The sequence below is a fragment of the Microbacterium sp. FG3 genome (genome assembly GCF_057809335.1).
Genome location: NZ_JBMDJT010000021.1, coordinates 1 through 13384 on the forward strand (window position 1 = coordinate 1; position 13384 = coordinate 13384).

Below are 13384 nucleotides of genomic sequence, written 5' to 3' on the forward strand. Positions count from 1 at the left end.
CGAAGCGCCGCCTCGCTCTCGCGGGACGCGAGAGCGCGAGCACGCGAGCGGCACCGCGAAGCGGTGCCCGACCGCGCGCAGACGCTTCTGAAAAGAAAAACCGCAAAGCGGGTGCCCGAGCGGCGCAGACGCTTCTGAAAAGAAGGGGCCCGGCCGAAGCCGAGCCCCTTCTCATCGGGCGGGTCTCACACCCGGCCGCGCAGGACGGCCTGCTTGACCTCGGCGATCGCCTTCGTGACCTCGATGCCGCGGGGGCACGCCTCGGTGCAGTTGAAGGTCGTGCGGCAGCGCCACACGCCCTCCTTGTCGTTGAGGATGTCCAGGCGCACCTGGGCCTCGTCGTCGCGCGAGTCGAAGATGAAGCGGTGCGCGTTCACGATCGCGGCGGGGCCGAAGTACTGCCCGTCGGTCCAGAACACGGGGCACGACGTGGTGCACGCGGCGCACAGGATGCACTTGGTCGTGTCGTCGAAGCGCTCGCGGTCGGCGATCGTCTGCAGGCGCTCCTTGCCCTTCTCGGGCGCCGACTTCGACTGCAGGAACGGCTGCACCTCGCGGTACGCCTCGAAGAAGGGGTCCATGTCGACGATCAGGTCCTTCTCCAGGGGGAGACCCTTGATCGCCTCGACGTACACGGGCTTCGAGATGTCGAGGTCCTTGATGAGCGTCTTGCAGGCCAGGCGGTTGCGGCCGTTGATGCGCATGGCGTCGGATCCGCAGATGCCGTGGGCGCACGAGCGGCGGAACGCGAGGGAGCCGTCGATGTCCCACTTGATCCGGTGCAGGGCGTCGAGCACGCGGTCGGTCGAGTACATCTCGACGTCGTAGTCGACCCACTTCGGCTCGCTGTCGACCTCGGGGTCGAAGCGGCGGATCATGAACGTGACCAGGTAGGACTGGACGGCCTGCTCCTCGGCGGGAGCCTCGGGTGCGGCGGACGACATCAGTACTTCCTCTCCATGGGTGCGTAGCGGAGCTCGCCGGCGTCATCCTTCGTGAACACCACGGGCTTCCAATCGAGCTTGATGTGGTCCTCGGGATCCGGCGAGTGCGGGTCTCCCGTGAGGTACGCCATCGTGTGCTGCATGTAGTTGGCGTCGTCGCGGTCGGGGTAGTCCTCGCGCATGTGGCCGCCGCGGCTCTCCTTGCGGTTGCGCGCGGCGTAGGCGACGATCTCGGCCAGGTCGAGCAGGAAGCCCAGCTCCACGGCCTCGAGCAGGTCGGTGTTGTACCGCTTGCCCTTGTCGTCGACGTACACGTTCTGGTAGCGCTCGCGCAGGTCGTGGATCGTGCCGAGGACGTTCGTGAGCGTCTCCTCGGTGCGGAACACCTGGGCGTTCTTGTCCATCTCCTCCTGGAGCGTGGTGCGGATGTCGGCGATCCGCTCGGTGCCCTTGCGGGTGCGGATGGTCTCGAGCATCTCGCGGACCTCCTTGGCGGGGTCGTCCGGGAGGGGCACGAAGTCGGCGCTCTGCGCGTACTTCACGGCGTTGATGCCGGCGCGCTTGCCGAACACGTTGATGTCGAGCAGCGAGTTGGTGCCCAGGCGGTTGGCGCCGTGCACCGAGACGCACGCGCACTCGCCGGCCGCGTACAGGCCGGGCACGACGGTGTCGTTGTCGGCGAGCACCTCGGCGTCGTTGTTCGTGGGGATGCCGCCCATCGCGTAGTGCGCGGTCGGCATGACCGGCACCGGCTCGACGACGGGGTCGACGCCCAGGTACGTGCGCGCGAACTCCGTGATGTCGGGCAGCTTGGTCTCGAGCACCTCGGCGCCCAGGTGGGTGCAGTCGAGGTAGACGTAGTCCTTGTTCGGCCCGGCGCCGCGGCCCTCGAGGACCTCCTTGACCATGCAGCGCGCCACGATGTCGCGGGGCGCGAGGTCCTTGATCGTGGGGGCGTAGCGCTCCATGAAGCGCTCACCCGAGGCGTTGCGCAGGATCGCGCCCTCGCCTCGCGCTCCCTCGGTGAGGAGGATCCCAAGGCCGGCGAGGCCGGTGGGGTGGAACTGGAAGAACTCGATGTCCTCGAGCGGCAGGCCCTTGCGCCAGATGATGCCGACGCCGTCGCCCGTGAGGGTGTGGGCGTTCGAGGTGGTCTTGAACATCTTGCCGAAGCCGCCCGTGGCGAAGACGACCGACTTGGCGTGGAAGACGTGCAGGTCGCCCGTCGCGAGCTCGTACGCGACGATGCCGGCGATCCGGGTGCGGCCCTCGTCGTCCTTCACGGTGATGAGGTCGAGCGCGTAGAACTCGTTGTAGAACTCGATGCCGAGCTTGACGCAGTTCTGGAAGAGCGTCTGCAGGATCATGTGACCCGTGCGGTCGGCCGCGTAGCAGGCCCGGCGCACCGGGGCCTTGCCGTGCTCGGCGGTGTGGCCGCCGAAGCGACGCTGGTCGATCTTGCCGTCGGGCGTGCGGTTGAACGGCAGGCCCATGTTCTCGAGGTCGATGACGGCGTCGATCGCCTCCTTGGCGAGGATCTCGGCCGCGTCCTGGTCGACGAGGTAGTCGCCGCCCTTGATCGTGTCGAAGGTGTGCCACTCCCACGAGTCCTCCTCGACGTTCGCGAGCGCCGCGGCCATGCCGCCCTGCGCCGCGCCCGTGTGCGAGCGGGTGGGGTAGAGCTTGGTCACCACCGCGGTCTTGGCGCCGGGGCCGGCCTCGATGGCGGCCCGCATGCCGGCGCCGCCGGCGCCGACGATCACGACGTCGTACTGGTGGTGGTAGACGCCGTTCTTCAGCTCGGCGTCGGGGTACTTCTGAGTCACGAATCCGCTCTCTTCAGTCGGTTCAGGCGGCGGGGCAGGAGTCCCACAGGACGCTGTCCGGGGTCACGCCGAGGCACGGGTCGAAGGTGAACACCACGAGGGTGCCGAGCACGATCATGAGCGCGGCCGCGATCCAGATGGCCCACACCAGCGCGGTGCGCAGGCGGGCGCCCCGGATGTAGTCGTTCACGATCGTGCGCATGCCGTTGGCGCCGTGGATGAAGGCCAGCCACAGCATCAGCACGTCCCACCACTGCCAGAACGGCGAGGCGAGCTTGCCGGCGACGAACGCGAAGTTGATCGCCTGCACGCCGCCCTCCGGCAGGATCAGGTTCGAGATGAGGTGGCCGAAGATGAGGACGATCAGCAGCACGCCCGAGACGCGCATGTAGAGCCAGCCCCACTTCTCCCAGTTGGAGCCGCGGCCTCGCGCCGAGCGCGGGGCGGCGATGGCGTCGGCGGTCATCAGTGCCCACCTCCCGAGAAGACGTTGATGAGGTGGCGCGGCGTGAAGCCGGCCATCACGACGACCCAGACGCCGATGACGCCCCAGAACAGCCAGCGCTGGTACCTGGCGCCCTTGGCCCAGAAGTCGACGAGGATGATCCGCAGCCCGTTGAAGGCGTGGAACACGATCGCGCCGACGAGCGCGACCTCGCCGAGGCCCATGATCTCGGTCTGGTACGTCCCGATGACGGCGTTGTACGCCTCCGGCGAGACGCGGATGAGGGCGGTGTCGAGCACGTGCACCAGGAGGAAGAAGAAGATGGCGACGCCGGTGATGCGATGCAGCACCCACGACCACATTCCTTCGCGCCCGCGGTAGAGGGTGCCCCGCGGCGTCTTCGAGGTGGTCTCCGACACCGACGGCGTCGGGCGTGCGGTGGTGGACACGACGGCCTCCTTGTCGATGCGAGGTTTCGCGGACGGCGGAACCGAAGCGTCCCTGCCGAACGCCTTCATCCTATTCCCGCCCCGCGAGCGCGGCGACGAAGGGCACCCTAACTATCGACGTCGAGATGAATCCGTGACCTCGCGGGGCCGGCGCGAGGTCGTGCCCGGGTGCGCGGCGGCCGCGGCCGTTAGCCTGTGGGCATGAGCGACACGATCCCGGACTTCTTCGCCGTCATCCCCGCCGGCGGCATCGGCTCGCGCCTGTGGCCGCTCTCGCGCGCGGAGGCGCCGAAGTTCCTGCACGATCTGACCGGCTCCGGGGTGTCGCTGCTGCGCGAGACGTGGGACCGCCTGCTGCCGCTCACGGGCCCCGACCGGATCTCGGTGGTCACGGGCGTGGCCCACGGCCCCGCGGTGGGCAAGACGCTGCCCGACATCCCGTCCGCCAACGTCTTCCACGAGCTCGACCCTCGCGACTCGGCCGCCGCGATCGGCCTGGCCGCCGCCGTGCTGCACCGCCGCGATCCCGACGTCATCATCGGATCGTTCGCGGCGGATCACGTGATCCAGCGCCAGCGCGCGTTCGAGTTCGCCGTGCGGCAGGCCGTGGCCGTCGCGCGCGAGGGGTACATCTGCACGATCGGGATCACGCCGTCGGAGCCCTCGGTCGGCTTCGGCTACATCAAGACGGGCGACGAGCTCGACGTGACGGACGCTCCCATGGCGTCGACCGTGGAGCGCTTCGTCGAGAAGCCCGACCTCGACACGGCGCGGCGGTACTTCGCCGACCGCTCGTTCCTGTGGAACGCGGGCATGTTCATCTCGCGCGCCGACGTGCTGCTGGGCGAGCTGGAGGCCAACGAGCCCGAGCTGCACGCGGGGCTGCTCGAGATCGCCGCCGCGTGGGACACCGATGCGCGCGACGAGGTGCTCGGCCGGGTGTGGCCCGCGCTCAAGAAGATCGCGATCGACTACGCCGTGGCCGAGCCGGCCGCCGAGAAGGGGCGCCTCGCGGTGGTGCCCGGCCAGTTCGACTGGGACGACGTGGGCGACTTCGCGAGCCTGTGGAACCTCGTCTCCAACGGCCGGCGCCAGGATGTGTCGATCCTGGGCGAGAACAAGGGCGTGCTGGCGGACGAATCGCACGGGCTGGTCGTATCGCAGACCGACCGCGTGATCGCGGTGGTGGGGCTCGACGACGTCATCGTCGTCGACACGGCCGACGCGCTGCTCGTGACGAACAGCGCCCACGCGCAGCGCGTGAAGAGCGTGGTCGGCGCGCTGCAAGCACGCGGCCGCGACGCGGTGCTGTAGCGGCGGCGCGGGGCTCCGCGCCGCGGCGGACGGAAGGGCGATAATCGAGCGATGGACATCGACTGGGATCGGCTGCGCGACGCGGCCACCGCCATGCTCGAGCGGGCATACGTTCCGTACTCGCGCTACCCCGTGGGCGCCGCGGCGATCGCGACCGACGGACGCATCGTGACCGGCTGCAACGTCGAGAACGCCTCGTACGGGCTCGGACTGTGCGCCGAGTGCGGGCTCGTCTCGAACCTCGCCGCCACGGGCGGTGGGCAGCTCGTGGCGTTCGTGTGCGTGAACCGCGACGGCGACGTCATCATGCCGTGCGGCCGCTGCCGCCAGCTGCTGTACGAGTTCTCGGTGCCCGGCATGCTGCTCGAGACGGTGTCGGGCATCCGCACGATCGACGAGGTGCTGCCCGACGCGTTCGGGCCGCGCGACCTGGAGATCGTGCGGTGACCGAGCCGTTCGACGCCGTCGACGTCATCCGCGCCAAGCGCGACGGCGGCGCGGTACCCGAGCCCGCGCTGCGATGGATGATCGACGCGTTCACGCGCGGCTACGTGGCCGACGCCCAGATGTCGGCCTTCGCGATGGCGGTGCTGCTGAACGGCATGACGCGCGAGGAGATCCGCGTCCTGACCGAGGCGATGATCGCCTCGGGGGAGCGGATGTCGTTCGCCGGCCTCGGCAAGCGCACCGTCGACAAGCACTCGACGGGCGGTGTGGGCGACAAGATCACGCTGCCGCTCGCGCCGCTCGTGGCCTCGTTCGGCGTGGCGGTGCCGCAGCTGTCGGGCCGGGGCCTCGGGCACACGGGCGGCACGCTCGACAAGCTCGAGTCGATCCCCGGCTGGCGCGCGGCGCTGTCGAACGACGAGCTCATGGCGCAGCTGCGCGACGTCGGCGCGGTGATCTGCGCGGCGGGTGCGGGGCTGGCGCCGGCCGACAAGCGGCTCTACGCGCTGCGCGACGTGACCGGCACGGTCGAGGCGATCCCGCTGATCGCCTCGAGCATCATGTCGAAGAAGATCGCCGAGGGCACCGAGGCGCTCGTGCTCGACGTGAAGTTCGGATCCGGGGCCTTCATGAAGGATCCCGAGAGGGCGCGGGAACTGGCGCACACGATGGTCGCGCTGGGCGAGGACTCGGGCGTGCGCACCACGGCGCTGCTCACCGACATGAGCACGCCGCTCGGCCGGGCGATCGGCAACGCCAACGAGGTGCGCGAATCGGTCGAGGTGCTCGCCGGCGGCGGCCCCGCGGATGTCGTCGAGCTCACCGTGGCGCTCGCGCGCGAGATGCTCGCGCTCGCGGGCCTGCCGGATGCCGATCCGGAGGCGGCGCTGCGCGACGGCCGCGCGATGGACTCCTGGCGCGCGATGATCGCCGCGCAGGGCGGCGACGCCGACGCCACGCTGCCGGCCCCGCGCGAGACGCACACCGTCACGGCGCCGCGGGACGGCGTGGTCGCCCGGATGGACGCCTTCGGCTTCGGCGTGGCGGCGTGGCGCCTGGGCGCCGGCCGGGCGCGCGCCCAGGACCCGGTCGTGCATGCCGCCGGCATCGACCTGCACGCCAAGCCGGGCGAGCGGGTGACGGCGGGCCAGCCGCTGTTCACCCTGAGCGCCGACGACGCCGCGCGCTTCGACCGCGCGCTCGAGGCGCTGGGCGACGCGTGGGACATCGCGGGCGAGGCGCCCGCGCCGCGCCCCCTCATCGCCGAGCGGATCGCGGCGTGACGGGCGCGATCCGCGACCTGCCCAAGGTATCGCTGCACGACCACCTCGACGGCGGCCTGCGCCCGGCGACGCTCCTGGAGCTCGGCGAGGGGATCGGTCTGGAGCTGCCGGCGGCGGATCCGCGGGCGCTCGGGGAGTGGTTCGTCGGGGCGTGCACATCCGGATCGCTGCCGGAGTACCTGCGCACGTTCGACCTCACGCTCGCGGTGATGCAGACGCGGGAGGGCCTGGAGCGGATCGCGCGGGAGTTCGTGGAGGATCTGGCCGCCGACGGCGTCGTGTACGGCGAGGTGCGCTGGGCGCCCGAGCTGCACACGTCCGGCGGGCTCACGCCCGCACAGGCCGTGGCGGCCGTGGCCGACGGCTTCGCGCAGGGCGAGCGCGCGGCGGCCGAGGCGGGCCGGCCCGTCCGGGCGCGGCAGCTGCTCACGGCGATGCGGCACGGCGAGCGCTCGGCCGAGATCGCGCGGCTCGCGATCGCCTCGCGCGACGCGGGCGTGGTCGGCTTCGACCTGGCGGGGCCCGAGGACGGCTTCCCGCCCTCGGCACACGCCGAGGCGTTCGGGCTGCTGGCCGAGGCGCTCGTGCCGGTGACCGTGCACGCGGGCGAGGCGGCGGGCGTCGACTCCATCCGCTCGGCGCTGCGCGACGGGCGGGCGCTGCGGCTCGGCCACGGCGTCCGCGTCGCCGACGACCTCGTCGTGCCGGGGGAGCGCGCCGGCGCCGCGCGGCCCGGCCGCACCGATGCCGCCGAGGTGCGGCTCGGCGAGGTGGCCGCGTGGGTGCGGGATCGGCGGATCCCGCTCGAACTGTCGCCGTCGTCGAACGTGCAGACGGCCGGGTTCGCGGACTGGGGCCGCGAGCTGGGCGATCACCCCTTCGACCTGCTGCGCCGCCTCGGCTTCGCCGTGACCGTCAACACCGACAACCGGCTCATGAGCGGCACGTCGCTCACGCGCGAGCTGACGCTGCTGAGCGAGGCGTTCGGCTACGGGCTGGCCGAGCTCGAGCGGTTCCAGGTGACCGCCGCCGAGGCCGCCTTCCTGCCGCTGCCCGAGCGCGACGAGCTCGCCGACCTCATCCGCGCGGGCTTCCGCGTCTGACGCGGGTTGGAGTGGTCGCTTCATCTCCGGCGCTGCGCGCCTGGCGTTCAGCAACCGACGGGTGCGACCCCACGGTTGCTGAACGGAGTGAGCGAAGCGAACGAAGATGAAGCGACCTCGGCAACTTCACTCACGGGGAGTTCTCCCCGCCGTTCGGGCGGACGCGGGGCGGCCTCGCGCGCTACCGTGAGAGGGTCCCGCGCACGCACCGCGCGCCCGCAGCACCTCCGATATCCGGGAGAACTCATGAGCAACGACTACCCGCCCCCGCCGCCGTCGCCCGACAACTCCGGCTACCCCGGGGGATCTCAGCAGCCCGGCTACCCCGCGCCGCCGGCGTACGCGCCGCAGCAGAGCGGCTACCCCGGCCAGTACGGACAGCCGGCCTACGGACAGCAGTACGCGCCGGACGACTACCCGGGCAAGACGCTCGGCATCGTCGGCCTCGTCCTCGCGTTCGTCTTCGCGCTCGCCGGACTCATCGTCTCGGCGATCGCGCTGAACCAGTCCAAGCAGGCCGGCTTCAAGAACACCCCGGCGAAGATCGGCCTGATCCTCAGCATCGTCTTCCTCGCGCTCGGGATCATCGCGGTCATCGCCTGGTTCGCGATCGTCGCGGCCGCCCTGTCGCAGTACGGCTACTGACACCACGAGAAGGCGGCCACCCGGAGTCCCGGGTGGCCGCCTTCGTCCGCGCGAGAGGGATCAGCGCGCGGCGGCGACGACCTCCACGAGGCGGTCGTGCAGCGGATGCGCGGGCTCCAGACCCGTCACCTGCGCCACGAAGGCCGCCGGCTCGAGCTCGCCCAGCAGGCGGCGCAGCTCGACGGACTGCTCGTCGGCGGCGTCGTCGAACGCGAGCGCCGCGCCGACGGCCGCGAGCAGCGCGTCGACCCCCAGCCCGCGCTCGGCGGCCTCGGCGGCGGGGCCGATGAACCGCTCGTGCCGCGACAGCTTGCGCAGCGGCTGGCGGCCGACGCGCTGCACCGTGTCGGGCAGCGCGGGGTTGCGGAACCGGCCGAGGATGGTCGACCGGTACTCGGCCAGCTCCGCCGCAGAGAAGCCGTGCTTGGCCTCCAGCAGCGCCGAGGTCTCCTCGAGCGCGGCGGCCACGCCGGCCGCCACCGCCTCGTCCGCCAGCGCGTCGGCGATCCGCTCGAGGCCGGCCCGCGCGCCGAGGTACGCCGCGGTCGCGTGGCCGGTGTTCACCGTGAACAGCTTGCGCTCGATGTACGGGCCGAGATCGTCGACGAAGTGCGCGCCGGGGATGTGCGGCGGGGTGTCGCCGAACGGCGCGCGCTCGATCGCCCACTCGTAGAACGGCTCGACCGTCACGTCGATCCCGGCGCCCTCCGGCTGACCGGGGACGATCCGGTCCACGGCGGTGTTCGCGAACACCGCGCGCGGGGCCAGCTCGTCCCACTCGTCGCCGGCGACCGCCGCCATCTCGGCGCGCAGGGTGTCGGTGGCGCCGATCGCGTTCTCGCACGCCATCACCTGCAGCGGCGCCGCGGCGGCATCGCGCCGCCGCAGCCCCGCCACGAGGTGCGGCGCGATGAAGCGCAGCACGGTGGGCCCCACGGCGGTGGTGGCGACGTCCGCCGCCGCCACCTCCGCCGCCACGGCGTCCGGATCCTGCGCGCTGTCGATTGCGCGGAACCCGGTGACCACGTGGTCGCGGCCGCCCTCGCCCACCTCGTGCACGGTGTACGCGTCCGCGGCGTTGATGGCGTCGACGAGCGGCGCCGCCACGTCCGAGAACACGAGCTCGTACCCGCCCTGGTGGAGCAGCAGCCCCACGAAGCCGCGGCCGATGTTGCCCGCGCCGAAGTGCACAGCCTTCATGCGATCAGCCCTCGTTCACCGTCTGGAGCAGCGCGTACAGCTCCTGCGGGGTCGATGCGGCCTTGAGCTTCGCGATCTGCTCCTCGTCCGAGAACAGCGTCGCGACGTTCGACAGCAGCGCGAGGTGCTCGTCGCCCTTGCCGGCGATGCCCACGACGAAGGTCGCCGTGTCGCCGTCCCAGTCGACGCCGCCGTCGTAGCGCACGACGGTCAGCGCCGAGCCGAGCACGGCCGACTTGGCGTCGTTGGTGCCGTGCGGGATCGCCAGCTCGTTGCCCATGAACGTCGACACCGTGCGCTCGCGGGCGAGCATGGCGTCGTAGTACGCGGGCGTGACGGCACCGGCGGCCTCGAGCATGTCGGCGGCCTCGCGCAGGGCCTCCTCGCGGGTGGCCGAGCCGGAGTGGATGCGCACGCGCTCGACCGAGAGCACGTCGGCGGCCGTCGCCGCAGGCGTCTCCGCCTCGACGGCCGCGAGGGGGGCGCCGCCCTGCTGCTGCTCGACCAGCATCCGCGTGATCTCGTCGTAGCGCGGCGAGTTCATGAAGTTGTCGACCGAGACGTGCAGGGCCGACTGCTCGCGCTGCTTGGCGCGATCGGTCAGCTGCTGCTGGGTGACGACGAGGTCGGCCGTGCCGTCGAGCGACGCGATCGCCTTGTTGGTGACGGTGACGCCCTGGATGCCGGCGGCCTTGAACTTGTTGCGCAGCACGCTGGCGCCCATGGCCGACGATCCCATGCCCGCGTCGCACGCGAACACGACCTTCTCGATCGTCTTCGTGGCGGTGGTGGCGCCGCCGGCGGCGAGGCCACCGAGCACGCTCGACTTGCGGCCCTTGTTGGCCTCGGTCTGCGCGATGGCCGACGCGAAGCCGTCCGAGCCGGCGGCCTCGGCGGCGAGGTCGCGCTTGCGGCTGCCGAGCAGGAACATCATGCTCACGAGGAACGTGACGCCGGCCGACAGGACGACCGAGAGGATGACGCCGATGTGGCTGCCGGGGGCCGTCTGGATGAGCACGGCGAAGATCGATCCCGGCGAGGCGGGGGCGACGAGGCCCGACTGGAAGATCACGTTCGTCAGCACGCCCGTGGCACCACCGGCGACGAGGCCGAGGAGCAGGATCGGCTTGGCGAGCACGTAGGGGAAGTAGACCTCGTGGATGCCGCCGAGGAACTGGATGATCCACGCACCGGGAGCGGTCGCGCGCGCCGCGCCGACGCCGAACACGGCGATCGCGAGCAGCAGACCGGCGCCGGGGCCGGGGTTCGCCTCGACGAGGAACAGCAGGCTGCGGCCGGTGGCCTCGACCTGCTGGGTGCCGATCGGGGTGAACACACCGTGGTTGATGGCGTTGTTCAGGAACAGCACCTTCGCGGGCTCGACGATGATGCTCGCGAGCGGGATGAGTCCGGTGTCGACGAGCCAGCCCACGGCTGCGCCGAGGAGGTCGGTCAGCCACTTCATGACGGGCGCGAGCCAGAAGAACGCCGCGAGCGCCGTGAAGAATCCGACGAAGCCGGCCGAGAAGTTGTCGACGAGCATCTCGAAGCCGGCCTTGACCTTGCCGGCCCAGAGCTTCTCGACCTGCTTCAGGATCCACGCGGCCAGCGGGCCGGCGATCATGGCGCCGAGGAACATGACCGTGCCGGCCGCGCCCACGATGACGCCGAAGGCCGCGATCGCGCCCACGACGCCGCCGCGGTGGCCGTAGACGACGTTGCCGCCGGTGAAGGCGATGAGCAGCGGCAGGAGGTAGGTGATGATCGGGCTGACGAGGCCCAGCCACTCGGTGCCGTCGGGCGTGGTGCCGCCGCCCAGCATGGCGGAGTCGGCCCAGCGCCAGGCCTCGACGGGGCCGGTGTTGCCCAGCCAGCCGGTGTCGATGAAGAGGGCGGTGAGGAGACCCCAGGCGATGAAGGCCGCGATGTTCGGCATGATCATGCCCGAGAGGAACGTGCCGAACTTCTGCACGCCCACGCGAACGGCGCCCGGCGACTTCGCCGGAGCTGCTGTGTCAGTCATGGGTGACTCGTCTTTCTGATGTGTGGGTTTCGGGTAGGGGGAGGAGAGGTTCAGGAGACGGCGGCGCGCGCGGCCTCGCGGGCGGCGTCGGCGTCGGTGGTGGCCAGGGCGGCCTGCGCGATGCGGCGGGCGTCGTCGAGCGTGTGGCGCTTCAGCTCGGCGCGCACGTCGACGAGCGAGCGCGGCGACATCGACAGCGTCGTGGCGCCGAGGCCCACGAGCACGACCGCGAGCAGCGGATCCGCCGCGGCCTGGCCGCAGATGCCGACCGGCTTGCCGTGGCGGGCGCCCGCGGCGCCGACCTCGGCGATGAGCCGCAGCACGGCGGGGTGCCACGGGTCCTGGAAGGACGACACCGTGCCGAGCAGGCGGTCGGCGGCCATCGTGTACTGCACGAGGTCGTTCGTGCCGATGGATCCGAAGTCCGTCTGCTGCAGGATCGCGTCGGCCAGCAGCGCCGCGGCGGGCACCTCGACCATGACGCCGGCGGTCTTCAGCCCGTGCTCGTGCGCGAGGGCGGTGAAGTACGCCGCCTCCTCGACGTTCGAGACCATGGGCGCCATGACCCACAGGTCCGCGTCGGTCGCCGCGTCGGCCTGGGCGAGGGCGGTGAGCTGGTCGCGCAGGATCTGCTCGTGCGCGCGCAGGCTGCGCAGGCCCCGCAGGCCGAGCGCGGGGTTCTGCTCGTCGCCGTCGGTGAGGAACTTCAGCGGCTTGTCGGCGCCGGCGTCGAGCACGCGCACGACGACCTTCTGGCCGGGGAACGCCGCGAGCAGCTTCTCGTACGAGGCGCGCTGGGCCTCGACCGTGGGCGCCTCGTCGGCGCTGAGGAAGAGGAACTCCGTGCGGAACAGGCCGACGCCCTCGGCGCCCAGCTCGACCGCCTCGGCCGCCGCATCGGGGTTGCCGAGGTTGGCCAGCAGCGGGATCGCCGTGCCGTCGGCGAGCTCGCCGGGGGTGACGGGCGCGGCCGCGGCGGCGAGGCGCTGGGCCGTGCGCTCGTCGGCCTCGGCGCGCTGGGCGTCGGTGGGATCGAGCACGACGAGGCCGGCGGCGGCGTCGACGAGCACCGTGGCGCCGTCGACGAGCCCGGGGTGCTCGCCCGTGCCGACGACGGCCGTGATGCCCTTGTCGCCGGCGAGGATCGCGGTGTGCGAGGTGGGGCCGCCCTCGGTCGTGACGACGGCGAGCACCTTGTCGAGGTCGAGCAGCGCCGTGTCGGCGGGGGCGAGGTCGTCGGCCACGAGCACGAAGGGGTGGTCGAGCTCGGGCACGCCCGGCGCGGGCACGCCACGCAGCTGCGCGATGACGCGCTGCGACACGTCGGCGAGATCGGCGGCGCGCTCGCCGAGGTAGCCGCCCATCTCCTGCAGGGTCTGGGCGAAGCGCGCGAACGCCGTGTGCACGGCGTACTCGGCCGTGTGGCCCTCGTCGATGAGCGCGCTCACCTGCTCCTCGAGCGTGGGGTCCTCGGCCATCATGGCCTGCGCCTCGAGCACCTCCTGAGCGGCGCCGCCGGCGCGCTCGCCGCGGGCGTTCAGCTCGGCCGCCACGGCGGCCACGGCCTGCGCGGCCGCGGCCTTCTCGTCGTCCGGCGTGCGCGTGCTGCGCGCGTCGCTCGGCGCCTCGAGCCGCGGCGCCATGCGCGCGATCGGGCCGTGGGCCACGCCCTGGCCGATGCCGACGCCGCGGATGTCGGTCATGG

At 71.9% G+C, this 13384-nt stretch carries 12 protein-coding genes; 5 read left to right on the forward strand and 7 right to left on the reverse strand.

What is annotated here, in order from left to right:
- Nucleotides 1-185: 185 nt before the first annotated feature.
- Genes ACODR5_RS08485 through sdhC form a run of 4 tightly spaced genes read right to left on the reverse strand, consistent with a single transcriptional unit; the run spans nt 186 to nt 3664 of the window.
- Nucleotides 186-944: a succinate dehydrogenase iron-sulfur subunit gene (locus ACODR5_RS08485; RefSeq protein ID WP_488983331.1), complete on the reverse strand. Its 759-nt coding sequence runs from the start codon at nt 942-944 to the stop codon at nt 186-188.
- Nucleotides 944-2770 (reverse strand): succinate dehydrogenase flavoprotein subunit, encoded by a 1827-nt coding sequence (sdhA, locus tag ACODR5_RS08490; RefSeq protein ID WP_449854062.1) that lies wholly within the window; start codon nt 2768-2770, stop codon nt 944-946. The genes ACODR5_RS08485 and sdhA overlap by 1 nt, the downstream gene beginning before the upstream one ends.
- A 22-nt stretch (nt 2771-2792) precedes the next feature.
- On the reverse strand, nt 2793-3236 hold the full coding sequence (locus tag ACODR5_RS08495) for a succinate dehydrogenase hydrophobic membrane anchor subunit (RefSeq protein ID WP_488983332.1): 444 nt from the start codon (nt 3234-3236) through the stop codon (nt 2793-2795).
- Nucleotides 3236-3664 carry a succinate dehydrogenase, cytochrome b556 subunit gene (gene sdhC / locus ACODR5_RS08500; protein ID WP_449854060.1) on the reverse strand — a complete coding sequence of 143 codons (429 nt, stop codon included), beginning with the start codon at nt 3662-3664 and terminating at the stop codon, nt 3236-3238. Before sdhC ends, ACODR5_RS08495 begins: the two co-directional genes overlap by 1 nt.
- A 201-nt stretch (nt 3665-3865) precedes the next feature.
- Here sdhC and ACODR5_RS08505 point away from each other — a divergent pair, with 201 nt between their 5' ends.
- From ACODR5_RS08505 to ACODR5_RS08525, 5 genes are all read left to right on the forward strand, one after another.
- On the forward strand, nt 3866-4978 hold the full coding sequence (locus ACODR5_RS08505; protein WP_449854059.1) for a mannose-1-phosphate guanylyltransferase: 1113 nt from the start codon (nt 3866-3868) through the stop codon (nt 4976-4978).
- Nucleotides 4979-5029: 51 nt separating this feature from the next.
- On the forward strand, nt 5030-5425 hold the full coding sequence (locus ACODR5_RS08510; protein WP_449854058.1) for a cytidine deaminase: 396 nt from the start codon (nt 5030-5032) through the stop codon (nt 5423-5425).
- Nucleotides 5422-6708, forward strand: coding sequence for a thymidine phosphorylase (locus tag ACODR5_RS08515; RefSeq protein ID WP_488983333.1), 1287 nt, complete (start codon nt 5422-5424; stop codon nt 6706-6708). Before ACODR5_RS08510 ends, ACODR5_RS08515 begins: the two co-directional genes overlap by 4 nt.
- Entirely contained in the window at nt 6705-7811 is a 1107-nt protein-coding gene (locus ACODR5_RS08520; protein WP_488983334.1) for an adenosine deaminase, read from the forward strand. Before ACODR5_RS08515 ends, ACODR5_RS08520 begins: the two co-directional genes overlap by 4 nt.
- 246 nt (nt 7812-8057) lie before the next feature.
- Complete coding sequence (locus tag ACODR5_RS08525; RefSeq protein WP_488983335.1) at nt 8058-8456, forward strand: DUF4190 domain-containing protein; 399 nt, start codon at nt 8058-8060, stop codon at nt 8454-8456.
- Between the two features lie 60 nt (nt 8457-8516).
- Here the strand turns inward: ACODR5_RS08525 and ACODR5_RS08530 are convergent, their stop codons facing one another.
- Genes ACODR5_RS08530 through ptsP form a run of 3 tightly spaced genes read right to left on the reverse strand, consistent with a single transcriptional unit; the run spans nt 8517 to nt 13382 of the window.
- Entirely contained in the window at nt 8517-9656 is a 1140-nt protein-coding gene (locus ACODR5_RS08530) for a mannitol-1-phosphate 5-dehydrogenase (protein ID WP_488983336.1), read from the reverse strand.
- A gap of 4 nt (nt 9657-9660) precedes the next feature.
- Nucleotides 9661-11679, reverse strand: coding sequence for a PTS mannitol transporter subunit IICBA (locus ACODR5_RS08535; protein ID WP_449854053.1), 2019 nt, complete (start codon nt 11677-11679; stop codon nt 9661-9663).
- A 50-nt stretch (nt 11680-11729) separates the two neighbouring features.
- Nucleotides 11730-13382 carry a phosphoenolpyruvate--protein phosphotransferase gene (gene ptsP, locus ACODR5_RS08540; RefSeq protein WP_488983354.1) on the reverse strand — a complete coding sequence of 551 codons (1653 nt, stop codon included), beginning with the start codon at nt 13380-13382 and terminating at the stop codon, nt 11730-11732.
- Between the last annotated feature and the right edge of the window lie 2 nt (nt 13383-13384).

What these genes read in the sequence shown, in the direction of transcription:
- ACODR5_RS08485 (WP_488983331.1), bottom strand. Translation starts at nt 944, where the DNA reads ATGTCGTCCGCCGCACCCGAGGCTCCCGCCGAGGAGCAGGCCGTCCAG.
- ACODR5_RS08525 (WP_488983335.1), top strand. Translation starts at nt 8,058, where the DNA reads ATGAGCAACGACTACCCGCCCCCGCCGCCGTCGCCCGACAACTCCGGC.
- ptsP (WP_488983354.1), bottom strand. Translation starts at nt 13,382, where the DNA reads ATGACCGACATCCGCGGCGTCGGCATCGGCCAGGGCGTGGCCCACGGC.
- ACODR5_RS08510 (WP_449854058.1), top strand. Translation starts at nt 5,030, where the DNA reads ATGGACATCGACTGGGATCGGCTGCGCGACGCGGCCACCGCCATGCTC.
- ACODR5_RS08505 (WP_449854059.1), top strand. Translation starts at nt 3,866, where the DNA reads ATGAGCGACACGATCCCGGACTTCTTCGCCGTCATCCCCGCCGGCGGC.
- ACODR5_RS08535 (WP_449854053.1), bottom strand. Translation starts at nt 11,679, where the DNA reads ATGACTGACACAGCAGCTCCGGCGAAGTCGCCGGGCGCCGTTCGCGTG.
- ACODR5_RS08530 (WP_488983336.1), bottom strand. Translation starts at nt 9,656, where the DNA reads ATGAAGGCTGTGCACTTCGGCGCGGGCAACATCGGCCGCGGCTTCGTG.
- ACODR5_RS08495 (WP_488983332.1), bottom strand. Translation starts at nt 3,236, where the DNA reads ATGACCGCCGACGCCATCGCCGCCCCGCGCTCGGCGCGAGGCCGCGGC.